The organism is Amycolatopsis sp. NPDC034160 (assembly GCF_055575355.1).
Genome location: NZ_JBVISU010000007.1, coordinates 36740 through 55707 on the forward strand (window position 1 = coordinate 36740; position 18968 = coordinate 55707).

19 protein-coding genes and 1 pseudogene are annotated in these 18968 nt (G+C 69.4%); 8 read left to right on the top strand and 12 right to left on the bottom strand.

The genetic code is table 11. The features are described from left to right. The first annotated feature begins 95 nt into the window (after positions 1–95). Positions 96–407: a hypothetical protein gene (locus tag ACZ54P_RS16510; RefSeq protein WP_465462378.1), complete on the top strand. Its 312-nt coding sequence runs from the start codon at positions 96–98 to the stop codon at positions 405–407. 61 nt (positions 408–468) lie between these two features. Here ACZ54P_RS16510 and ACZ54P_RS16515 read toward each other — a convergent pair whose 3' ends face one another. From ACZ54P_RS16515 to ACZ54P_RS16525, 3 genes are read right to left on the bottom strand one after another with little or no spacing between them, the layout of a single operon-like run. Beyond that, the gene (locus ACZ54P_RS16515; RefSeq protein ID WP_465462379.1) at positions 469–1494 is read right to left on the bottom strand and encodes an ABC transporter ATP-binding protein; all 1026 of its coding nucleotides are present in this window, start codon (positions 1492–1494) and stop codon (positions 469–471) included. After that, positions 1494–3143: an ABC transporter permease gene (locus ACZ54P_RS16520; protein ID WP_465462380.1), complete on the bottom strand. Its 1650-nt coding sequence runs from the start codon at positions 3141–3143 to the stop codon at positions 1494–1496. Before ACZ54P_RS16520 ends, ACZ54P_RS16515 begins: the two co-directional genes overlap by 1 nt. Further along, a complete protein-coding gene (locus ACZ54P_RS16525) occupies positions 3119–4171 on the bottom strand; it encodes a thiamine ABC transporter substrate-binding protein (RefSeq protein ID WP_465462381.1) in 1053 nt (350 codons plus the stop codon). Before ACZ54P_RS16525 ends, ACZ54P_RS16520 begins: the two co-directional genes overlap by 25 nt. A gap of 73 nt (positions 4172–4244) precedes the next feature. Between ACZ54P_RS16525 and ACZ54P_RS16530 the strand changes: the two genes are divergently transcribed. Then, positions 4245–4535: a 4a-hydroxytetrahydrobiopterin dehydratase gene (locus ACZ54P_RS16530; protein WP_465462382.1), complete on the top strand. Its 291-nt coding sequence runs from the start codon at positions 4245–4247 to the stop codon at positions 4533–4535. 381 nt (positions 4536–4916) lie between these two features. Here ACZ54P_RS16530 and ACZ54P_RS16535 read toward each other — a convergent pair whose 3' ends face one another. Genes ACZ54P_RS16535 through ACZ54P_RS16545 form a run of 3 tightly spaced genes read right to left on the bottom strand, consistent with a single transcriptional unit; the run spans position 4917 to position 5853 of the window. Then, positions 4917–5255 (bottom strand): winged helix-turn-helix transcriptional regulator, encoded by a 339-nt coding sequence (locus ACZ54P_RS16535; RefSeq protein WP_465462619.1) that lies wholly within the window; start codon positions 5253–5255, stop codon positions 4917–4919. A 17-nt stretch (positions 5256–5272) separates the two neighbouring features. Continuing rightward, entirely contained in the window at positions 5273–5653 is a 381-nt protein-coding gene (locus tag ACZ54P_RS16540) for a type II toxin-antitoxin system death-on-curing family toxin (RefSeq protein ID WP_465462383.1), read from the bottom strand. Then, positions 5650–5853: a CopG family transcriptional regulator gene (locus ACZ54P_RS16545; protein ID WP_465462384.1), complete on the bottom strand. Its 204-nt coding sequence runs from the start codon at positions 5851–5853 to the stop codon at positions 5650–5652. The genes ACZ54P_RS16540 and ACZ54P_RS16545 overlap by 4 nt, the downstream gene beginning before the upstream one ends. A 51-nt stretch (positions 5854–5904) precedes the next feature. On the opposite strand from ACZ54P_RS16545, the gene ACZ54P_RS16550 reads away from it, so the two are divergent. After that, positions 5905–6369 (top strand): DUF2716 domain-containing protein, encoded by a 465-nt coding sequence (locus ACZ54P_RS16550; RefSeq protein ID WP_465462385.1) that lies wholly within the window; start codon positions 5905–5907, stop codon positions 6367–6369. 102 nt (positions 6370–6471) lie between these two features. Further along, positions 6472–7833 carry a M20/M25/M40 family metallo-hydrolase gene (locus ACZ54P_RS16555; RefSeq protein WP_465462386.1) on the top strand — a complete coding sequence of 454 codons (1362 nt, stop codon included), beginning with the start codon at positions 6472–6474 and terminating at the stop codon, positions 7831–7833. Positions 7834–7880: 47 nt separating this feature from the next. Here the strand turns inward: ACZ54P_RS16555 and ACZ54P_RS16560 are convergent, their stop codons facing one another. From ACZ54P_RS16560 to ACZ54P_RS16570, 3 genes are read right to left on the bottom strand one after another with little or no spacing between them, the layout of a single operon-like run. Further along, positions 7881–8951: an ankyrin repeat domain-containing protein gene (locus ACZ54P_RS16560; protein WP_465462387.1), complete on the bottom strand. Its 1071-nt coding sequence runs from the start codon at positions 8949–8951 to the stop codon at positions 7881–7883. Between the two features lie 10 nt (positions 8952–8961). After that, the gene (locus ACZ54P_RS16565) at positions 8962–9849 is read right to left on the bottom strand and encodes a hypothetical protein (protein ID WP_465462388.1); all 888 of its coding nucleotides are present in this window, start codon (positions 9847–9849) and stop codon (positions 8962–8964) included. A gap of 20 nt (positions 9850–9869) precedes the next feature. Then, complete coding sequence (locus ACZ54P_RS16570; RefSeq protein WP_465462389.1) at positions 9870–10064, bottom strand: hypothetical protein; 195 nt, start codon at positions 10062–10064, stop codon at positions 9870–9872. Between the two features lie 42 nt (positions 10065–10106). On the opposite strand from ACZ54P_RS16570, the gene ACZ54P_RS16575 reads away from it, so the two are divergent. Both ACZ54P_RS16575 and ACZ54P_RS16580 read left to right on the top strand, forming a co-directional pair. Further along, positions 10107–10475, top strand: a complete 369-nt coding sequence (locus tag ACZ54P_RS16575) for a hypothetical protein (protein WP_465462390.1) — start codon at positions 10107–10109, stop codon at positions 10473–10475. 230 nt (positions 10476–10705) lie between these two features. Next, positions 10706–11107 (top strand): annotated as a pseudogene (locus tag ACZ54P_RS16580) (hypothetical protein); the annotation flags it as partial. Here the strand turns inward: ACZ54P_RS16580 and ychF are convergent. Continuing rightward, the gene (gene ychF, locus ACZ54P_RS16585) at positions 11097–12179 is read right to left on the bottom strand and encodes a redox-regulated ATPase YchF (RefSeq protein ID WP_465462391.1); all 1083 of its coding nucleotides are present in this window, start codon (positions 12177–12179) and stop codon (positions 11097–11099) included. The pseudogene ACZ54P_RS16580 and the gene ychF overlap by 11 nt on opposite strands. A gap of 115 nt (positions 12180–12294) precedes the next feature. Between ychF and ACZ54P_RS16590 the strand changes: the two genes are divergently transcribed. Both ACZ54P_RS16590 and ACZ54P_RS16595 read left to right on the top strand, forming a co-directional pair. After that, positions 12295–13749, top strand: coding sequence for a DNA-3-methyladenine glycosylase 2 family protein (locus ACZ54P_RS16590; protein ID WP_465462392.1), 1455 nt, complete (start codon positions 12295–12297; stop codon positions 13747–13749). Further along, positions 13749–14249, top strand: a complete 501-nt coding sequence (locus tag ACZ54P_RS16595; protein ID WP_465462393.1) for a methylated-DNA--[protein]-cysteine S-methyltransferase — start codon at positions 13749–13751, stop codon at positions 14247–14249. Before ACZ54P_RS16590 ends, ACZ54P_RS16595 begins: the two co-directional genes overlap by 1 nt. Before the next feature lie 533 nt (positions 14250–14782). Here ACZ54P_RS16595 and ACZ54P_RS16600 read toward each other — a convergent pair. Next, positions 14783–17734 carry an AAA family ATPase gene (locus ACZ54P_RS16600; RefSeq protein ID WP_465462394.1) on the bottom strand — a complete coding sequence of 984 codons (2952 nt, stop codon included), beginning with the start codon at positions 17732–17734 and terminating at the stop codon, positions 14783–14785. Continuing rightward, positions 17731–18882: an exonuclease SbcCD subunit D gene (locus ACZ54P_RS16605; RefSeq protein WP_465462395.1), complete on the bottom strand. Its 1152-nt coding sequence runs from the start codon at positions 18880–18882 to the stop codon at positions 17731–17733. The genes ACZ54P_RS16600 and ACZ54P_RS16605 overlap by 4 nt, the downstream gene beginning before the upstream one ends. Between the last annotated feature and the right edge of the window lie 86 nt (positions 18883–18968).

The following is an 18968-nucleotide window of genomic DNA, read 5'->3' on the forward strand; positions in this document are numbered from 1 at the left end:
CCGTGAAGGCCTCCTTTACTACCTTGAGGGTAGGCAAGGAGGCCTTCACGGCGTCGAGGGGCGGTAAGGTCGGGGCTTCTGCGAAGGGGCGCGACATGTACGAGGTTGGTGCCGTCAAGTGGTCCGGGGCAGGTTGCCTGGTGGGCCCACTGCTGTTGCTCGGACTCGCCGTCGGCGTCGTCTTCCAGGGAGTGTTCGACGGGAAGACCCTGATCACCGACATAGCGTGGGTGGCGGGGTTCGTCCTCAGCGCGATTCTGATCCGCGTGATCGGCCGCAGGCTGAACCGGTACGGCACCGTGCACACCCTCTACGACTCGCCGATGGAGGGCTACGCGTGGCTCGCGATCGCCTGCGCCGCCCTGACGCTCGGTTTGGTCCTGCTCATCCGCTTGGTCGCCGTCTGATCCCCACCACTCCCGCGTTTCGTCCTCTAAATGCGGTAGTTGGGTAAGCGAACTAACGCGTTCAGAGGACGAATTGCGGGAGTTGGGCGACGCCGTCCGGGTCCAGAGCGAGCCGGACGGTGTCGCCCGGACGCAAGTCGGCGGTGACCGGCGCGACGGCGTCCACAATGGACAGATCGCCGCCGGGCGCGACCACGAGCCGGACGTGTTCCCGCCGGTGCACCACCGCCGTGACCTCGCCCGCCACCCCGCTTTCCGAAACCCGCAGGCCATGTGGCCGCAACCCCAGCCGCACAGCGCCGTCCTTGACGTCGGGAAGGGTGACGTCGCCGAGCACGGTCCGCACCGTGCCGCCGGACGCCTCGCCGTCGACGAAGGCCGTCACGCCGAGGAACCGCGCCACCCCCTCGTCCACCGGCTGCCGCCAGACCCGGCGCACCGCGCCCTCCTGCCGGATCTCACCGCCGTCGAGGACGGCCACCCGGTCAGCGAGCGTGAACGCCTCTTCCTGATCGTGCGTGACCAGCAACGCGGTGATCTTGCTGCGCCTCAGCAACGCCGCGAGGTCGATCGCGAGCTGCTCCCGCAGTCCGGCGTCCAAACCGGACAGTGGCTCGTCCAGCAGCAGCAATCGCGGTTCCGGAGCCAGCGCACGGGCCAGCGCCACTCGCTGCGCCTGCCCGCCGGACAGCTCGGTCACCCGACGTCGCTCGTACCCGCTCAGTCCGACCAGTTCCAGCAGGGCGCGCACCCGCTCGGCGTGCTCGGCGCGCGGGACGTCGTGCATCCGCAGGCCGAACGCGATGTTCGAGGTCACGTCCTTGTGCGGGAACAGCTGCCCGTCCTGGAACACCAGCCCGAACCCCCGCCGATGCACCGGCACCCCGACGAGGTCCTCGCCGTCCCAGCGCACGGTTCCCGAGGTCAGCGGCTCCAACCCGGTGATGGCCCGCAACAGCGTCGACTTACCCGAGCCGGACGGGCCGAGCAGGGCGAGCACCTCGCCGTCGGCGATGTCCAGCCCGGCGTCCTTCACCGCCGCGAACGATCCATAGTGGACGCTCAGCTCCCGTACCGACAGTGACACTAGAACTCCCCTACCGAATTCTGCCCGCGGACCGCGCCGAACCGGTCGATCAGCACCACCGCCGCCACGGTCACGATCATGAGCAGCGCGCAGGCCGCGTAGGCCATCTGGTTGTTCAGTTCACCCGGCCGTGAGATGAGCGTCGCGACGGCGACCGGCAACGTCGGCGCGTCCGGCCTGGCCAGGAAACTCGTCGCGCCGAATTCGCCGAGCGCGACCACGTAACCGAAGCCCGCCGCCGCCACCAGCGAACGCGCGGTCAGCGGGAGATCGATCTCGCGCCACACCCGGCCGGGACTCGCGCCGAGTGTCGAGGCGGCCTGCCGCAGCCGGACGTCGACCGAGCGCAGCACCGGCAGCACCATCCGCACGATCAGCGGGATGATCACCAAGGCCTGGGCGAGCGGGACCAGCAGCGGCGACGTCCGCAGGTCGCCGGGGAGCGCGTCGAGCGTGACGAGATAGCCGAAACCGACGGTCACCGCTGACACGCCGAGCGGCAGCATCAACGCCGCGTCCATCGTCTCGCCCATCCCCCGTGCCAGCCTGCCCGGCGTACGCCGCAAGGCCACCAGCACGACCGAGGCGAGCACCCCGACGATCATCGCGAGCATCGTCGCGTCGAACGCCGTCCGCAGCGACATCGACGCCGCGTCCCAGCCAGAAACCTGAAGCGCGCCACGGGAGCCCTGTCCGGCGAGCGCTTCGTACCCCGCGAAGCTCCAACCGTCCGAAGTGGACACAGACTCGACGAGCAGCGCCACGATCGGCGTCATGAGCAAGGCGATCACCGCCAACCCGGCCCCGACGGCCCACCACTCGCCACCTCTCGGCCGCCGCGCCGTCTCGGACCGGGAGCGCAGCCGCACCGCGTTCTCACGGCGCCGCCTGGCCAGCGCGCCCACCACGAGCGCGGCGACGACGGCGGCGAACTGCACGAGCGACAGCGCGGCCGCGCCGGAAAGGTCGAGCAATTCGACCGTGCGCAGATAGATCTCCGTCTCCAGCGTCCGGAACTTCGCCCCACCGAGAATGAGCACGACCCCGAAACTGGTGGCGCAGAACAGGAACACGACCGCCGCGGCCGACGCGACGGCAGGCGCGAGCGCGGGCAGCGTCACCGCGGCGAAGGCGCGCCACGGCGACGCGCCGAGTGCCCGCGCGGCGTCGACGGTGCGCGGGTCGAGATGGCTCCACAGACCGGAAACCGTGCGCGCGACGACGGCGACGTTGAAGAAGGCGTTGGCCAGCACCAAGGGCAGCAGTCCGCCGTCCGGCCAGAGCGCGCGGAACGCCAGGCCGACCACGACCGTCGGCAGCACGAACGGCACCAGAACCAGCGTCCGGACCAGCGAGACTCCCGGCAGCCGCACCCGGGCGAGCAGGAACGCCACCGGCAGGCCCGCGAGCACCGCGACGATCGTCGAAGCGCCGGCACTGGCGACGGTGAACCCCGCGAGCTTCCAGGTCAGCGGGTCACCGATGGCCGCGCCGACCCCGCCGGAGCCGAAACCACGGGCGACGATCGCCGCGACCGGCCAGGCGAAGAAGACCACGAGGAAGCCGAGCGGCAGCACGGCGAGTGCGGCCAGCCCGACTCCACGGGAACTCAGCCCAGAAGTCTTCAGCCCTCGAAGAGAGTGCGCCACTGGGCGATCCACTGCTCACGCCCGGCTTGGATCTTGGCCGGTTCGAGCGTCTTCGGTTCCTGCGGCAGCGGCGCGGCCTGCGCCCAGCCCTGCGGGAGTTCGACGCCCTGGCGTGCCGGGTAGACGTACATGTTGCTCGCCACGGTCACCTGGAACTGCTGGGACAGCAGGAAGTCCACGACCTTACGGGCCTTCTCGACCTGCTTGCCGCCCGCCAGCACGCCCGCGTACTCGACCTGGCGGTAACAGGTGTCCAGCAGCGCCTTCGTGCGCGGCTTGCCGTCTTCGCCGAGCTCGGCGGCGGGCGACGACGCGTAGGAGACGACGATCGGCCGCGGCCCCTTGCCGGAGGAGCCGGAGAATTCCTTGGTGTAAGCCTCTTCCCAGCCGCTGACCGTCTTGAGCCCGTTGGCCTTCAGCTGCGTCCAATACCCCTGCCAGCCCTGGTCGCCGAACTGGGCGACGGTGCCGAGCAGGAACGCCAGGCCCGGCGACGACGTCGCGGGGCTCTCGGCGACCATCAAGTCCTTGTACTTGGCGTCGGCGAGGTCCGCGAACGACTTCGGCTCCGGGAGGCCCTTGTCCGCGAAGTAGCGGGTGTCGATGTTGACGCAGACGTCGCCGAGGTCGACCGCGGAGAGCCGGTGCCCGGGGTCGATGGAGTACCGCTGCGGGCCGCGATCGGCTTCCGGGCTGGTGTACTGCTCGAAAACACCCTCGGAAAGTGCGCGGGAGGCGAACGTCGAGTCGATGCCGTACGCGACGTCGCCGATCGGGTTCGCCTTCGTCAGCACCAATTTGTTGGTCAGCGCGCCGGCGTCACCCTGCTTGAGCACGGAGATCTTGATCCCGGACTGCCGCTCGAACGCGTCGAGGACCTCCTGCGGGGCGAGCCACGAATCGTGCGTCACGAGCGTGACCGTCGTCGGTCCCTGCGGGTCTCCTCCGGAGTTCCCGGAGAGCGAGCAGCCCGCGACGAGGGCGGCCACCGTGCCAGCCGCAACGAGCGTGCGGAGGGCGCGTTTCATCTAGCCTCCTGCGTTTTCCTGGGGGACCCGTGGCAAACGTGCAGCGTAGCCGACGGCGTACCACCATGGAGTCATGGCGGAAATCTTGACCGACACGCAGGCCGACGAAGCCGTGACGAAGCTCTCCGGCTGGACCCGCGAGGGCGTCACCATCGAGCGAACGGCGGAGCTGCCGAGCTTCCCGAAGGCCATCGAAGCGGTGGACAAGGTGGCCGAACTGGCGGAGGCGGCCGACCACCATCCCGACATCGACATCCGCTGGCGGACGGTGACGTTCCGGCTCAGCACCCACTCCGCCGGAGGGCTGACGGAGAAGGACTTCGCGCTTGCGTCGCAGATCGACGGGGTACTCACCGACGTGTGACGTCCGCGACGCTCACGCCACGCCGCCGCCTCTCGGACGTCCTTCCAGTAGGAACAACGAGAAAGGACGAGTGATGACGCAAGCGATCGTGGTGGGGTTCTCGGCATTCGGCACGATGGTGGCGGCCGCGGCCGGAGTGCTCTGGCACACGGCGCGAGGGCGGCATCACCAGCACGACCAGTGATCTTGATCACAGCGGCCCTCCGCAAGTAACGCGGAGCCTGATCAACGCGCTGTTCACGGCGGACCTGTCGCTTCTCTCCCCGGGGAACCGCCGTGAACAACGCCTCCATCACCGCCGCACAGCGCGCCTGGGTGACCGCCTTCGCCGCCGCGATCACGCTGCTGACGATCATCGTGCTGGGCCTTCTCGGCTAACTTTTATCCCGAATACGCCTCACGGGCGGCGATAAGCTCCGGAAGGTGCTTCGCCGCCCACTCGCGGCACGCCTCGATCGGCTCGAACAACGTCCGGCCCAGCGAGGTGAGTTCGTACTCCACCCGTGGCGGTGTCTCGTCGTACGCCGTCCGCGTGATCATGCCGTCGCGCTCCAACGCCCTCAGAGTTTCCGTGAGGACCTTCGCCGTGACGCCCCGCAACGGCACCCGCAGTTCGGAGAACCGGCGCGGTCCTTCTTCCAGGCACAGCACGACCAGACCCGCCCACTTGTCGCCGATCCGGAACGGAGTCAGGTTCGACGGGCAGCCTGGGGCGAACATGTCGGGACTCAACGGCTTCACCCGTCCGAAGTTACCCGCGTCCACGCCGCCAGTTCGGCCGCGGCGTCTTGGTAGATGCGCGAGCCGGTGGACATCGCGATCACCAAGTCGTACGCGTCGTCTTCCGGCGCGTCGAGATCGTGGCCGTTGAGCCCGTAGAAGACGAACGTCGCCATCCAGGCCAGCCGCTTGTTGCCGTCGATGAGCGGGTGGTTGCGTACGACCGACTCCAGCAGCACCGCCGCCTTTTCGTGCAGCGTCGGATACGCGTCCCGGCCCATCAACGAAGCCTGCGGCCGATGCGCGGCGGAGTCGAGCAGGCCGAGATCCCGGATCTTGGGCACACGGAGGTCTTCCGCGAGCGCGAGGAGGTCTTCGACGGTGAGATACTCGATCACTGGGCGAGACGGTCGAGCAGAGCGGCATAGCGCTCCCGGCCGTCCTTGGAGAGCGCGCGGACGCGGTCGTCACGGACCCGGCGCGAGGCGGCCTCGGTGATGGCGCGAACGGTCGCCTCGTGCTTGCTCACGCCGTCGGCCTCGGCCAACAAGGCGAGAGCGCGCTCCTGCTCGTCGTTCAACCTCAGGGTCATGGCCATGCCGCCTATGATACCACTCTGGTAGCACGCCCCGGCGCGTATTTTCCCTGGGTGAGCGTCGAGACCCTCGGATACTCCGAACACCGCCAGGTGTGGCACCGCTTCTACGCGGACTTCGCCTTCCGGCCCAGCACGGACCGGTTCCAGTGGCCCGGGATCAGCGAGCCGCCCGGTTCGATGACCTGGAGCCTGACCGCCCTCGACGACGACCCCGAATACCTCCTGCTGGATCGGATGATTTCCGTGGTCCGGCGGGGACTGACCGCCTGCGCCGACGAGCTGTACGCGCTCGATTGGCACCACGACGCGTACCGGTTCCCGACCGCCGCGGCAGACTGGCCGCTCAGCCCGTTCCCGGACGGCGACTACTACATCTACCTCACACCGGACTTCCGGCTCGGCACGTTCGGGCATCCGTGGGAGTACACGCTGTGCGTGTTCGGTGACGAACTGGTGGCCGCGATTTCGGCGGAACTCACCCCGATCCTCGGCAAGCCGCTACGCAGGTCCGCGTAGCCGCTTACGAATCGGAAAAAGGGGACGATCGGAGGTTGCTCTCCGAGCCTCGCCTCTCTTAGCTACTCGAACGAAGGTTTTCCGAGAAGTGAGGGGTGTTCCATGGCAGGTCTGCGCAGGCGTGAGGTGCTCGCGGGCGCGGTGGCACTGGCGGGCGCGGCGACGATCGGGCTGAACCCCGGCACCGCCGCCGCGGCCACGCAACAGCGTCCGGGCGCGCAGTTCCCGCCGTCGCTGGAGTTCGGCGACTATCCCGTGGTGGCCAGGGTCCGTTCGCGGCGGGCGCTGGAGCATCTGCGGGTGCTCAGCGACCGGATCGGCCCCCGGATCGCCGGCACCGAAGGCGAACTGCGTGCCAAGGACTACATCGCGAAGGTGCTGCGCGATCTCCGCTACCAGGTCACGGTGCAGCCGTTCCCCATCGCCGACAAGTTCCTCGGTGTCCTATCGATCGGACGCGACAGCTGGCAGACCGGCTCGTCGCCGCAGGGCGCGCAGGACGTCACGCGTGAAGCGGTCGTCGTCGACGCCGGCGACGGAAACACCCTGCCCGACGACCTGACCGGCAAGATCGTGCTGATCGCGGCCGTGACGAACAAGGCCGACGCCTACCTGACGGCCGCGCAGCGCGGTGCCGTCGCCGTCCTGCTCGGCCGCGTCGGCGCCGACCCGGCACGCAAGCTGTCCGCGTTCTCCCCGACGCTCGCCACGCCGGTCACCATCCCGGTGCTCGGGCTGGCCCAGGTCCAGGTGGAGCGTCTGCGTGAACGGCTCGCCAAGGGCTCGGTCACGGTGAAGGCGTCGGCCGTCCACCACAAGAACCTGACGTCGCACAACATCATCGCCGAACGCCCGGCCACCTTCCCCGGCAAGGACGACGGCGTGGTCATGGTGACCGCGCACTACGACAGCGTTCCCGGCTCCCCCGGCGCCAACGACGACGGCAGCGGCACCGTGCTGTGCCTCGAACTCGCGCGCGTCCTGCGGTACCTGCCGACGAACAAGACGCTGCGGTTCGCGCTGTGGGGCTCGGAGGAGTACGGGCTGATCGGTTCGCGGCACTACGTCTCGCAGCTGTCCGACCCGGAGGCGAAGCGGATCGCGGGCTGCTTCCAGAACGACATGGTCGCCACCAGTTGGGACCCGGCGATCACCTACTGGCTGCTCTCGGTCGACGGTGCCGACAACGCCACGACCGCGGCCGTCAACGCCGCCGCCAAGCGGCTCGGCTACGACCCGCGCGTCAAGGGCCCGGTCGCGCGCGGTTCGAGCGACCACGTGCCGTTCTTCGAGCGCGGGATCGCTTCCGGCAACTTCAGCTGGCGCGGCGAGTCCGGCCCGGCGTTGCTGGAACCGACCTACCACACGCCGGAAGACACCATCAAGGACAACGTTTCGCTTGAACGGCTTCAGGTTTCGCTGGAGCTGATCGGCTCGGCGGCGTACAGCCTGCTGCGGAAGTGAGCCTCGCCGCGTGTCCCCGATGCCTTGTCGGGACACGCGGCCCGCCCTCAACGTGTGTAGTCCACCGGCCCCAAGGCGATCGGGTCCGGATTCTTCGCGACCCAGACGACGGCGAGTTCCCTCAAGCGATCGAGGTGGCCGTCCGCGCCGCGGCCCGACCTGACCTGCTTCGCGATCTCCTTGGCTTCTTCAAGTTCTTCTTCGCCGAGAGACTCGCCTCGCGCCAGGAAACCCGGGAACGCGTCGGCCATCGCACGATAATCACGGTCCCAGTTCGCTCCGCCGTTCCGGAACATCTCGTCGGAAATCCGGCCGGTGACGCGGACGGCCTCGCACTGCACTGTCGCGCCCGCGCCGGCCGACGGCACGAGAAGCTCCCAAAGCGCTTTGTGCCGCTCCCGCCAGGGTCCGTCGGGCACGACGATCGGCGATACCCCGTCGTGCGTCGACCGCCGGGCGACCGGCGCGACCCCGAAGATCCGGTACAGCTCGCCGAGCGCCGCGTCGGTCTCTTCGAGGAAATCGGGGTTGAAGTTCTCCCGGTGGAACTCGAAACCACTACCGATCCGCTCGACCTTCCGACGCATCTCGGCCGTGATGCTCGCACCGTGTTCGAGCAGTAGCTTCGCGATCTCGACACACTCGGGGATGTCGACGTTTCGCGTCCCGATCAGGCCCCGCGTCAACAACGTGTTGCCGCGCCTGTCGAGCACCTCGGTCGAGGCCCCGTGCTCGATCAGCACGCGCGCCGCCCCGGCATTCAACCGGTCCACAGCGGTCTGAAGCGGCGTTTGCCCGGAGCTGTCGGCCGCCTCGATGTCCGCGCCGAGAGAGAGCAGCAAAGGAATCTGCGCGATCGGCTTCGGAGCAGCGCGTGAAGCCCGTGCGTGAAGCGGTGTCCTGCCGTAGCTGTCCGGGGTGTCGACGGCGAGGCCCTGCCCGGTCAGCCAGACGACGAGTTCGTCCGGGCACTCCGGGAAGCCGATGGCGGTCCCTTTGGCATAGCCGCCCCGCGCGTCGATCTCGCATTTGCCGAAGACGGCTTTGAGCTCCTCCACCGAAGCCGAGGTCAGCATCTCTTGGAAGTCTTTGGGAAGGGTCTTGCGCTTTCGTGCCACCGTGCTCTCCTCAGCCGAAATCCGGGCGCAGTTGTTCGCGCATCTGCCGGAAGTTCCTCGGCTTCACGGCCCAGCGCTCCTCGTCGGTGTCCTCGAAGGTCACTTCGTACTTCCCTGTCGTCCGGTCGTATTGAACGAGGATCTGCACCGGCAGCCTCTCACCGGGCCGGTAGTAGCCGCCCAGGTACGCGTTCACCGCCGCTTCGATGCCCGACCACTGGCAGGACACGGGCGTGATGACGTCCCCGGGCGCGTACGCGTACCCGTACGCACTGCGAAACCCTTCCCCGAACTCCAGGACCATCGCCAGCGATTCCCAGCCGTCCACCGATCCCGGCAGGCCCGCGACTTCGACCAACGAACCGATGAGATCGACGGCGGCATCGTTCGGCACTGTTCTCCTTGTCTCGTTGCCCTTCGCTCGCTGCAGGTCGAGGAACTTCCGCATGACTTCGGAGACCACCGGTTCCTCGTCCGCCGGCGAGATGTCGGCGTCGTCGATGCCGAACCGCCCCAACAGTTCGAGTGCGGCGTCACTGACAAGCAGGTCGACAACGGTTTCGAGCACGAAGTCCTCACCGCCCTCCACCGTGCCGGTGGGGATGAGGCGCTCCCAGTCACGAGGAAGGCCGAGGTGGCTGTAGAACATGTCGAACTGTTCGTCGGTGGTCACCACCACCTCGCCGAGTTCATAGCCAGTGAGCGGCGATTCCCTCAGCGCGTCGGCGAGCCTGCCGGTGACGATCCAGTAACCGCTCGTCGTGACGATGTCGTCGCCGAGCCAGCCGGCGAACTGATAATGCAGCGGGCCGACGAGTGGTTCGGCCCCACGCCGTGGGTCGTAGTCGATACCGGGACCGAGGCCTCCGGCGACCTCGGGTTCGAAACGGTGGTACACGGAACGGCCTCCTGATGTGCTCATGCCCAGCGCTCGAGCTCGGCGTCGATACGCGGATCCGTGCGGACCCGCACCTCGCCGTCGGCGGCTCCCGGCGGAGCGTCCACGCGTTCGAGTCCGAGCGTCCGGATCAACCCGAGAAGCTCGTCCCGATCCTCGCCCAAGTCCGTGCGCGCCAGGGCATGGGCGAGCGGTGAGAGGGCGGGGCTCGTCATGCGGTTCATCCTCGGTCCGTGGCGGCGTGCTCGAATGGCCGCATGAAGAAGACGAAACGCGGGCCTCTGCGGTTCCTCGTGATCGCGCGCACGGCACCCGGCCACCACCCGCACCCCATGGAGGTGGCGCTGCACCCGGCCGGCGCCGCTTCCCGCGTCTCGATCTCGGTGGGCCCGCATCCCGTGAACGCGGGTGGGCAGGTCGCCCTCTCGCAGGTGCTCGACGAGTCCCGGACCGGGCTGAGGCCGTCCTGGGCGGAGGAGTTCGGCGAGGCGGACCTGCACTGGGTGGTGCCGTACCTGGTCCGCCTCCAGGCCGGGGAGGACACGACGGACGAGATCGTGGCGGCCTACACGGCGCGGCACGGCAAGCCGCCCGCGACGATGTCCCAGGAACGCTATGGCGTCTGATCAGACGACTTCGGGGCGAGCCCACTCCGCAGGGCGCTGGGCCGCTTCCTCGTAGGCAACGGCCCCGGTCGCTGCCGCGACGGCGAGCGCCTCGTCGCGGTCGGCATAGTCGAGAGTGCCAACGACTTCTCCGCCACGTTCTGCCTGCTGGAAACAGACAGAGCGGCGGGTGAACTCGACAAACCAGTCGTCGCTGTCGTTGATGTCGACGACGTGCTCGGCATCTCGACGAGATGATCGCCGAGGATCCGGAGTCCGCCATCGACGCGAGATGGCACCTCGGCGAGTGGGACATGGACATCCGCGGGGCCGAGGGGATCGACGACCCGCTGGAGCCGATCCGCGCCGAGGCAGAACGGGCGAAGCGACGCTGCACCGATTCGAGCGCCCGCCCGGGCACGGCACCGCACCTTCGCGAGTTCCGGAAGACGGTGTGGGACTCGATCGCCCAAGCGTTGACGGCATCGGACGCCGCCGGGTTCTTCGGGCAGTGGCCGAACGCGGTGCGGGTCTTCCTGCCACTCGACGCCGACGTCTCGGAAGTCGGCATCGCGCGGTGGAACGCCGCGTTGAACGATCAGGCCGCCACTGCGGAGTTCCAGGAGTTCCTGCAGGTCGACATCAAACGTTGAAGCGGAACTCCACCACGTCGCCGTCCGACATGACGTAGTCCTTGCCCTCCATGCGCACCTTGCCCGCGGACCGGGCGGCGGCCATGGAGCCGTGCTCGATCAGATCGGCGTACGAGACGACCTCGGCCTTGATGAAGCCGCGCTCGAAGTCGGTGTGGATGACGCCGGCGGCCTGCGGGGCCGTCGCCCCCTTCGGGATCGTCCAGGCGCGTGATTCCTTCGGCCCGGCGGTCAGGTAGGTCTGCAGGCCGAGGGTGTGGAAACCGGCGCGCGCGAGCGAGTAGAGGCCCGGTTCGTGCTGGCCGACGGACTCCAGCAGTTCGCGCACGGACTCCTCGTCGTCCAGTTCGAGCAGCTCGGACTCGACCTTGGCGTCGAGGAACACCGCGTCGGCGGGGGCGACCATCTTGGCCAGCTCTTCGCGGCGCGACTCGTCGGTGAGGATGCCTTCGTCGGCGTTGAAGACGTAGAGGAACGGCTTCGTGGTGAGCAGGCTCAGCTCGCGCAGGGCCTCGAAGTCGACCTCTTTCTGCGCCTGGAACAGGGTCCGGCCCGAGTCGAGGATCTCCTTGGCCTTGACCGCGTTGTCGAGGGCGGGCTTGGCTTCCTTCTTGGTCCGCGCCTCCTTCTCGAGCCGGTGCAGCGCCTTGTCGAGCGTCTGCAGGTCGGCGAGGATCAGCTCGGTGTTGATGGTCTCGATATCGCTCGCCGGGTCGATCCGGTCGTCGACGTGGATCACGTCCGGGTCGTCGAACACGCGGACGACCTGGCAGATCGCGTTCGCCTCGCGGATGTTCGCGAGGAACTTGTTGCCGAGCCCCGCCCCCTCGGACGCGCCCTTCACGATGCCCGCGATGTCCACAAAGGATACGACGGCCGGGACGGTCCGCTCGGAGCCGAAGACCTTGGCGAGCTCGTCCAGCCGCGGGTCCGGCAGCGGCACGACACCGACGTTGGGCTCGATCGTCGCGAACGGGTAGTTCGCGGCGAGCACGTCGTTGCGGGTCAGCGCGTTGAACAGGGTGGACTTGCCGACGTTGGGCAGGCCGACGATACCGAGGGTGAGACTCACGGGCCAGAAGTCTACGTGCCGCCCGCCGCCGCTCCCGGTGCCGGTCGCCGCGGCCCGGATCGCCGTGTCGGATTTCCGCCAGCCGAGCCCTCGACCTGGTGGCACGATCGACGTCATGACCGAGCAGACGCTGGCCGAGCGGGCCGTGTGGCGCGACACCGAACGGTGTTACCGCGCCGTCGCCGCTCGTGATTCCCGCTTCGACGGGCAGTTCATCATGGCCGTGCGCACCACCGGGATCTACTGCCGCCCGTCCTGCCCCGCGTCGACGCCGAAACCGCAGAACGTCCGCTTCTACCCGACGTCGGCGGCCGCCCAGTCCAACGGCTTCCGCGCCTGCCGCCGCTGCCTCCCCGACGCCGTCCCCGGCTCACCCGACTGGGACATCCGGGCCGACCTCGCCGCGCGGGCGATGCGGCTCATCTCGGACGGGACCGTCGAACGCGACGGCGTCCCGGGGCTCGCGCGGCGGCTCGGCTATTCCGAACGCCAGCTCGGGCGCGTCCTCACCGCGGAACTCGGTGCCGGACCGCTCGCGCTGGCCAGGGCGCACCGGGCGCATTCCGCCCGGCTGCTGATCGAGATGTCCGGACTGCCGCTGACCGACGTCGCGTTCGCGGCGGGCTTCTCCAGCGTCCGTCAGTTCAACGAGACGATCCGCGAGGTGTTCGCGACGACGCCTTCGCAGCTTCGGGCCGCGAGCCTGCGCCGTCGCAAGGCCGAGGAATTGCCGACCGGGACCCGGCTGAGCCTGCGGCTGCCGTTCCGCAAACCCTTCGACGCGGCCGGGGTACTGGACTTCCTGGCCGATCGGGCGGTCCCCGGCGTCGAGCACCTGACGCGCGACGAGGCCGGGGTGACCGGCTACGGGCGCACGTTGCGCCTGGCGCACGGCTCCGGTGTGGTGTGGCTGACGGCGAAGGACGACCACGTCCTCTGCGACCTGCGGCTCACCGACCTGCGGGATCTGAGCAGCGCGGTGGCCAGGGTGCGGCGGCTGCTCGACCTCGACGCCGACCCGGCGGCGGTCGCACGGGTCCTCGGGGCGGACCCGGCACTCGCGCCGCTGGTCGAGGCGATCCCCGGCATCCGGGTGCCCGGCGCCGTGGACGGGGACGAACTCGTGCTGCGCGCGCTGCTGTCCCCCGCCGAGGCGGCGTCGCTCGCCGACACCCTCGGCGAACGCCTGCCCAGCTGCGACGAGTCGCTGGCAGGGTTGACCACGCTGTTCCCGACGGCGGCGCAGGTCGCCGAACGCGGTCCGGAACGGGTGGCCGCCGTGGCCCGCGCGCTGACGGACGGGGTTTCGGTCCATGTCGGCCGCGATCCCGCGGAGTTGCGCGCGGAGCTGCTGGAGATCCCGGGGATCGGACCGCGGACCGCGGACTACGTCTTGATGCGCGTGCTCGGCGCGCCGGACGTCCTCCTGACCGGTGACCCGGCGCTGCGCCGAGGAGCGGCCGCGCTGGGCATCGCCGACGACGAGAAGACACTGGCCGAACGCGGGCGGGCTTGGCAGCCGTGGTCCTCGTACGCCGGCATGTACCTGTGGCGCTTGAAAGGAAACTGATGAACATCGCGTATTGGTCCACAATGGACACGAAGATCGGCCCGTTCACCGCCGTGGTGGCCGGTGACGGGGCCGTGCTCGCCTCGGGCTGGACAGGCGACGTCGGCGAACTGACGCCGCTGATCTCCCCGTCACTGGCTCCCGGCGAGGTGACGCAGCGACGAGACCTGGGGCCGGTGAGCACGGCGATCCGCCGGTACCACGACGGCGACCTGGACGCCGTCGCCGATATCGAGGTTCGGCAACGATCCGGCGCTTTCCGCGAGTACGCCTGGGAAATCCTGCGGAAGGTGCCCGCCGGTGAGCCGGTGAGCTACGCGGAATACGCGGCGCTGGCGGGGAATCCGTCGGCCGTGCGGGCGGCCGCTTCGGCGTGCGCGAAGAACGCGGCGGCGCTGTTCGTACCCTGCCATCGGGTGGTGCGGACCGGCGGCGCGGTGGGAAACTTCCGGTGGGGTGTCCCGGCGAAGCAGTGGCTGCTGACCCACGAAGCCGCCTGATCTCGTCTCTCAAGTGACATGAAAGGCCCCTTCATCGCGAATTTTGCAATGAGCCTTTCCATCCTGAGGTTCCGAGGGTGTGGGGGCGTGAGTGGTGATGACGGTTCTGGCGGACCGGTACTTGCTGACCTGCTGGAACCTGACCTCGCCTTGGTGCCGCTACGTCCGAGTGGGGAGGATTCCGGCCGTCCAACGGCCGGAATCCTCCCCACTCGGCTGTGTCAGCCGCGGGGCCCGAGCGGCACGACGTCGATCGTTGATCAACATCGGGACCGGGGCAACCTCACGACGATGTGGGAATCGGGACACTCACTGTCCCAATCCCCACATCGCCACCCCGACCCGACCGGGTCAAACCCTCCAGCCGCCTTACGGAAGGACAAAGGACACCCCGGCCAAGCCTTACCTCACAGTCGACTACCTGCGAAGTAAGATCTGCTCGTGAATGGCGCCACTCACGCCCCCACACCCTCTGAACCTCAGGATGGAAAAGGCTCAATGAAGGGGCCTTTCATGTCATGAGAGAGGGGGGTCTAGGCGGCGTGGATCTCCACCGAAGAGCCCGTACGCGCCTTCCGGACCCGCAGGCGGGTCGGGATCCGCTGCCGCAGCTCCTCGACGTGCGAGACCAGCCCGACCACGCGCCCACCGGCGCGAAGCTCGTCGAGGATGTTCATGACGATGTCGAGCGTTTCGGCGTCCAGGGTGCCGAAGCCCTCGTCGATGAACAACGTGTCCAGCAGCGCGCCACCGGTTTCGGCGGCGACGACGTCGGCGAGACCCAGCGCCAGCGAGAGTGACGCGAGGAACGACTCGCCGCCGGACAGCGTCTTCGCGGGCCGGACGGTGCCGGAGTAGTCGTCGAGTACGTCGAGACCGAGTCCGCCGCGGGTGCCCCGGGCACCGGCCGCGTCCGAGTGCACGAAGGAGTAGCGGCCCTGGCTCATCGTCCGCAGGCGGTGGGTCGCGGCGACCGCGACCTCTTCCAGCCGGGCGGCGAGGACGTACGAGCGCAGCGACATCTTCCGCGCGTTCTGCCCGCGCCCGTTGACCACCTCGGCCAGCGCCTTCAGTTCGAGGTACTGCTCCTCGACCGGCGCCAGTTCCGCCATCACCGACGCCATCCGCTCGGCCAGCTTGGTCAGGTCCGTGTGCCGGGCCGTGGCCGTCCGCAGCGCCACGAAAGCCTGTTCGGCCTCGCCCCGGGTGTCCCGCGCCGCTTCTTCGGAGGCTGCGACGTCGATCTCGTCCTCCGGCGAGATACCGAAGAGTTCCGGTTCGGCGAGGGCCTGCCGTTCGGCCTTCTCCATCGCCTTGGCGTCGGCGAGGCTGGTCTCCAGTTTCGTGATCTGTTCTTCCGGCCGCGCCGCGGCACGCATCTCGTCGAGATCCGCGAAACCCTTGGCACGCAAGGCTGCCTCGACCAGTTTCGCCTGCTCGTCGCGGCGCTCGCGGGCACCGGCGACGCCGATCCGCGCTTCGGCGAGCGCGTCGAGGCGGCTCGCGAAGCCGAGCAGGTGCCGCCGTCTCGCGGCGACGTCGGCGAACTCGCCGCGGGCGCTTTCCAGCCGTCGTTCCCGTTCGGCCAGCCTTTCCGTGAGACCTCGGACCTCGGTCGAGACCTCGACCACCCGCCGCTCGGCCACCCCGCGCTGGTCGGTCAGCCGCTCTATGTTCTTTTCCAGTTCGAGGAGCCGCGTCTCGAGAGCAGGCTTGCGACGAGCCGACTCCGACAGCGACGTGACCAGTTCCCGCGCCTCGCCGAGGCCGGTCCGCAACGTCTCCGCGGTGTGCTCACCCAGCCGCTCGACCAGGAGCGTCAGCCGGTTTTCGGCTTCCAGTAGTGAGGCTTTCGCCTTCTCGCGCCGACCGTCGGCCTGTTGCTCCGCGAACTCGGCGCGTCGCTCGTCTTCGGGATCGACCAGTCCGCCGGTGTGCTTGGCGGGAGCCGGATGTTCGGTCGCGCCGCAGACCGGGCAGTTCTCGCCCGCGTGCAGCCCGGCGGCGAGTTCGGCCGCCATCCCGTCGAGGCGGCGCTCGCGGAGATCCAGGCGATGCTGACGGGCCCGCTGATGGACGTCCACGGCTTCGCTGACCGTCGTACGCGCTCGCTCGACGGCTTGCCGGGCGTTCGGCAGCTCGTCGGCGTCGCGGACAAGCGCGGTCAGCTCGTCGACGCGGGTGCGCGCGCCGTCGAGTTTCGCTTCGGCTTCGGCGGCCGCGGTCATCTCCGCGCGCAGTGCCGCGACCTTCTCCGGGGCCGAATCGAGTTCGTCGGCGAAATTTTCGGCCTGCTTCTTCGCCTTTTCCGCGACGGCGTTCAGCTGCTCTCGACGTGCCAGATCCCGTTGCTGCTGCTCGCTTTCCGCCACGAGTTCGGCGAGCGCCCCGGCCTCCTCGCGCAAACCTCCGGCACGCGCGCGAAGTTCGGCGGCAGAGCTGTCCGCGGCGTCAGGCACCTCACAGGCCCGGAGGGCTTCCGTGGCCTCGGCCTCCGCGAGCTGCTCCAACCTGCGTTCGAGGAGATCGGCCTCCGCGACCACGCCGGCCGCACGATGGGCCGCCTCGACCTCCTCCGCCCACTCCGCGCGCTGCCCCGCCTGCTCGGTGATCGCCGCGAGGCGCGTGTACGCGGTCCGCACCCGGCGGATGCGGTCGGCGGTGGTCCGGTTCTCCTGCCAGATGGCTTCGGCGGTCTTGGCCGCCGTCCTCGCCTTGGCTTCCCGTTCCCGCGCCTCGGTGACGCGCTCGGCCGACTCGGCGAGGACGGTGTCGATCCATTCGGCCTGCCCCTCTTCGGGCGCTTCCTGCCGGGCGACCTGCGCGAACCGCGCGACCCACTCCCGCAGCGACTGCTGCCGCGCCTGCAGCTCCCGGCCGCGTTCGGCGCGCAGATTCGCGAACCAGTCCTCGACGCACGCGAAGCGCTCGGTGCCGAACAGCCGCTCCAGCAGTTCCTCCCGCTCGGCCGTGTTCGCGCGCAGGAACCGCGCGAATTCACCCTGCGGGAGCAACACCACCTGGAAGAACTGCTCGTGCGTCATGCCGATGAGCCGCTCGACCGTGCGCGCGACCTCGTCGATCCGGGTGATGCCCTCGGCGACGTGCCCGGCCGGCACCGTCCCGACCCAGTTCAGCACCGCCTTCGCCTGCTGGACGGTCATCCCTTCGCCGCGCCGCTTGGGCCGCTGGTACTCGGGGTTGCGCGCGATCCGCATCCGCTGGCCCTGCACGGTCAGTTCGAGGACGACCTCGGTGACCTGGTCGGGCTCGGCGAGATCGCAGCGCAGCCGCTTGACCTCGCCGCGTGCGCCGGGGACCGTGCCGAACAACGCGAACGCGATGGCGTCGAGCAGCGTCGTCTTCCCCGCGCCGGTGTCGCCGTGCAGCAGGAACAGGCCGTCGGCGCCGAGCGCGTCGAAGTCCACCACCTCACGGCCCGCGTACGGGCCGAAAGCGGCGACCTCCAACCGGTGCAACCTCATACTTCGCGCTCCCTGCCCGCGGCGCCGAGAGCGGCCAGCACCAGGCGCTCCTCGCTCTCCGACGGCGCCGAGCCGCGGCAGTCTTCGAGGAAGCTACGGGTGATCTGGACGTCGGATCGTCCTCGGACGGCTTCGGCGTACTTCAGCACCGCGCCGTCGTGCCCGCCTTCCGGCTGCCAGTCCATGTGCACGGCGTACGGGAACCTCTCGCGCAGTTTGCGCATGGCGTCGATCGGGCGGACCCGGTCGGTGACCGTGAAGGAGAGGAAATGTTCGGTGAGATCGTCGTGTTCGGGATCCGACAGGAGGTCGGCCAGCTCGCCGCGGAGCTTCGCGAGCCGTCGTGGAACCGGCAGTTCATGGCGCCGGACCTCCGCGAGGCCTTCGGCGTCGAGGTCCACCAGCCACACCGATTTCCGTTGGCGGGTCTCGGAAAACGAGTACGCCAGCGGACTGCCCGAATAGCGCAGGTGCTCGGCGAGGGTCTGCGGCCCGTGCAGGTGGCCGAGTGCGACGTAATCGACGCCGTCGAACACCGACCCCGGCACCTGCTCGACGCCGCCGACCGCGATGGTCCGCTCCGATTCGGTCGGCTCACCACCGGTGACGAAGGCGTGCGCGAGCACCACGGACCGCGTGCCGGACGGCCGCGCGGCGAGATCCGCGCGGATCCGCCGCATCGCCTCGGTGAGGACGCCGGTGTGGCCGCGGGCCTCCGGCACGCCGAGCGCGTGACGCGCGGGCTCCGGTTCGAGGTACGGGATGCCGTAGAGGGCGACTTCGCCGTGTTCGTCGGGCAGCAGCACCGGCTCGGCGAGGCCGTCGATCGTGGCGCGCAGGTACAGCCCGCCCGCCGCGGCGAATTCGGCGAAGGCGCCCAGCCGCGGCGCGGAGTCGTGGTTGCCCGGCGTCATCACCAGCTTGGCCCCGGCCTGGCGGAGCCTGCCCAGCGCGGTGGTGGCCACGCGGACGGCTTCCGCCGAGGGCACCGCGCGGTCGTAGATGTCCCCGGACACGAGCACGACGTCGACCGACTCGGCGACCACGAGATCGGCGAGATGGCCGAGCACGGCTTCCTGTTCGGCGAGCAGATCGGCGCCGTGGAAGGTACGGCCGATGTGCCAGTCGGACGTGTGCAGGAGCTTCACGCAGCCCAAGGTAGGGCCGCGCACCGGCCGGAGAGCGGAGGCGCGCCCTTGGCGACGGTGCGCTTTCCGACACGCCGGGGATGGCG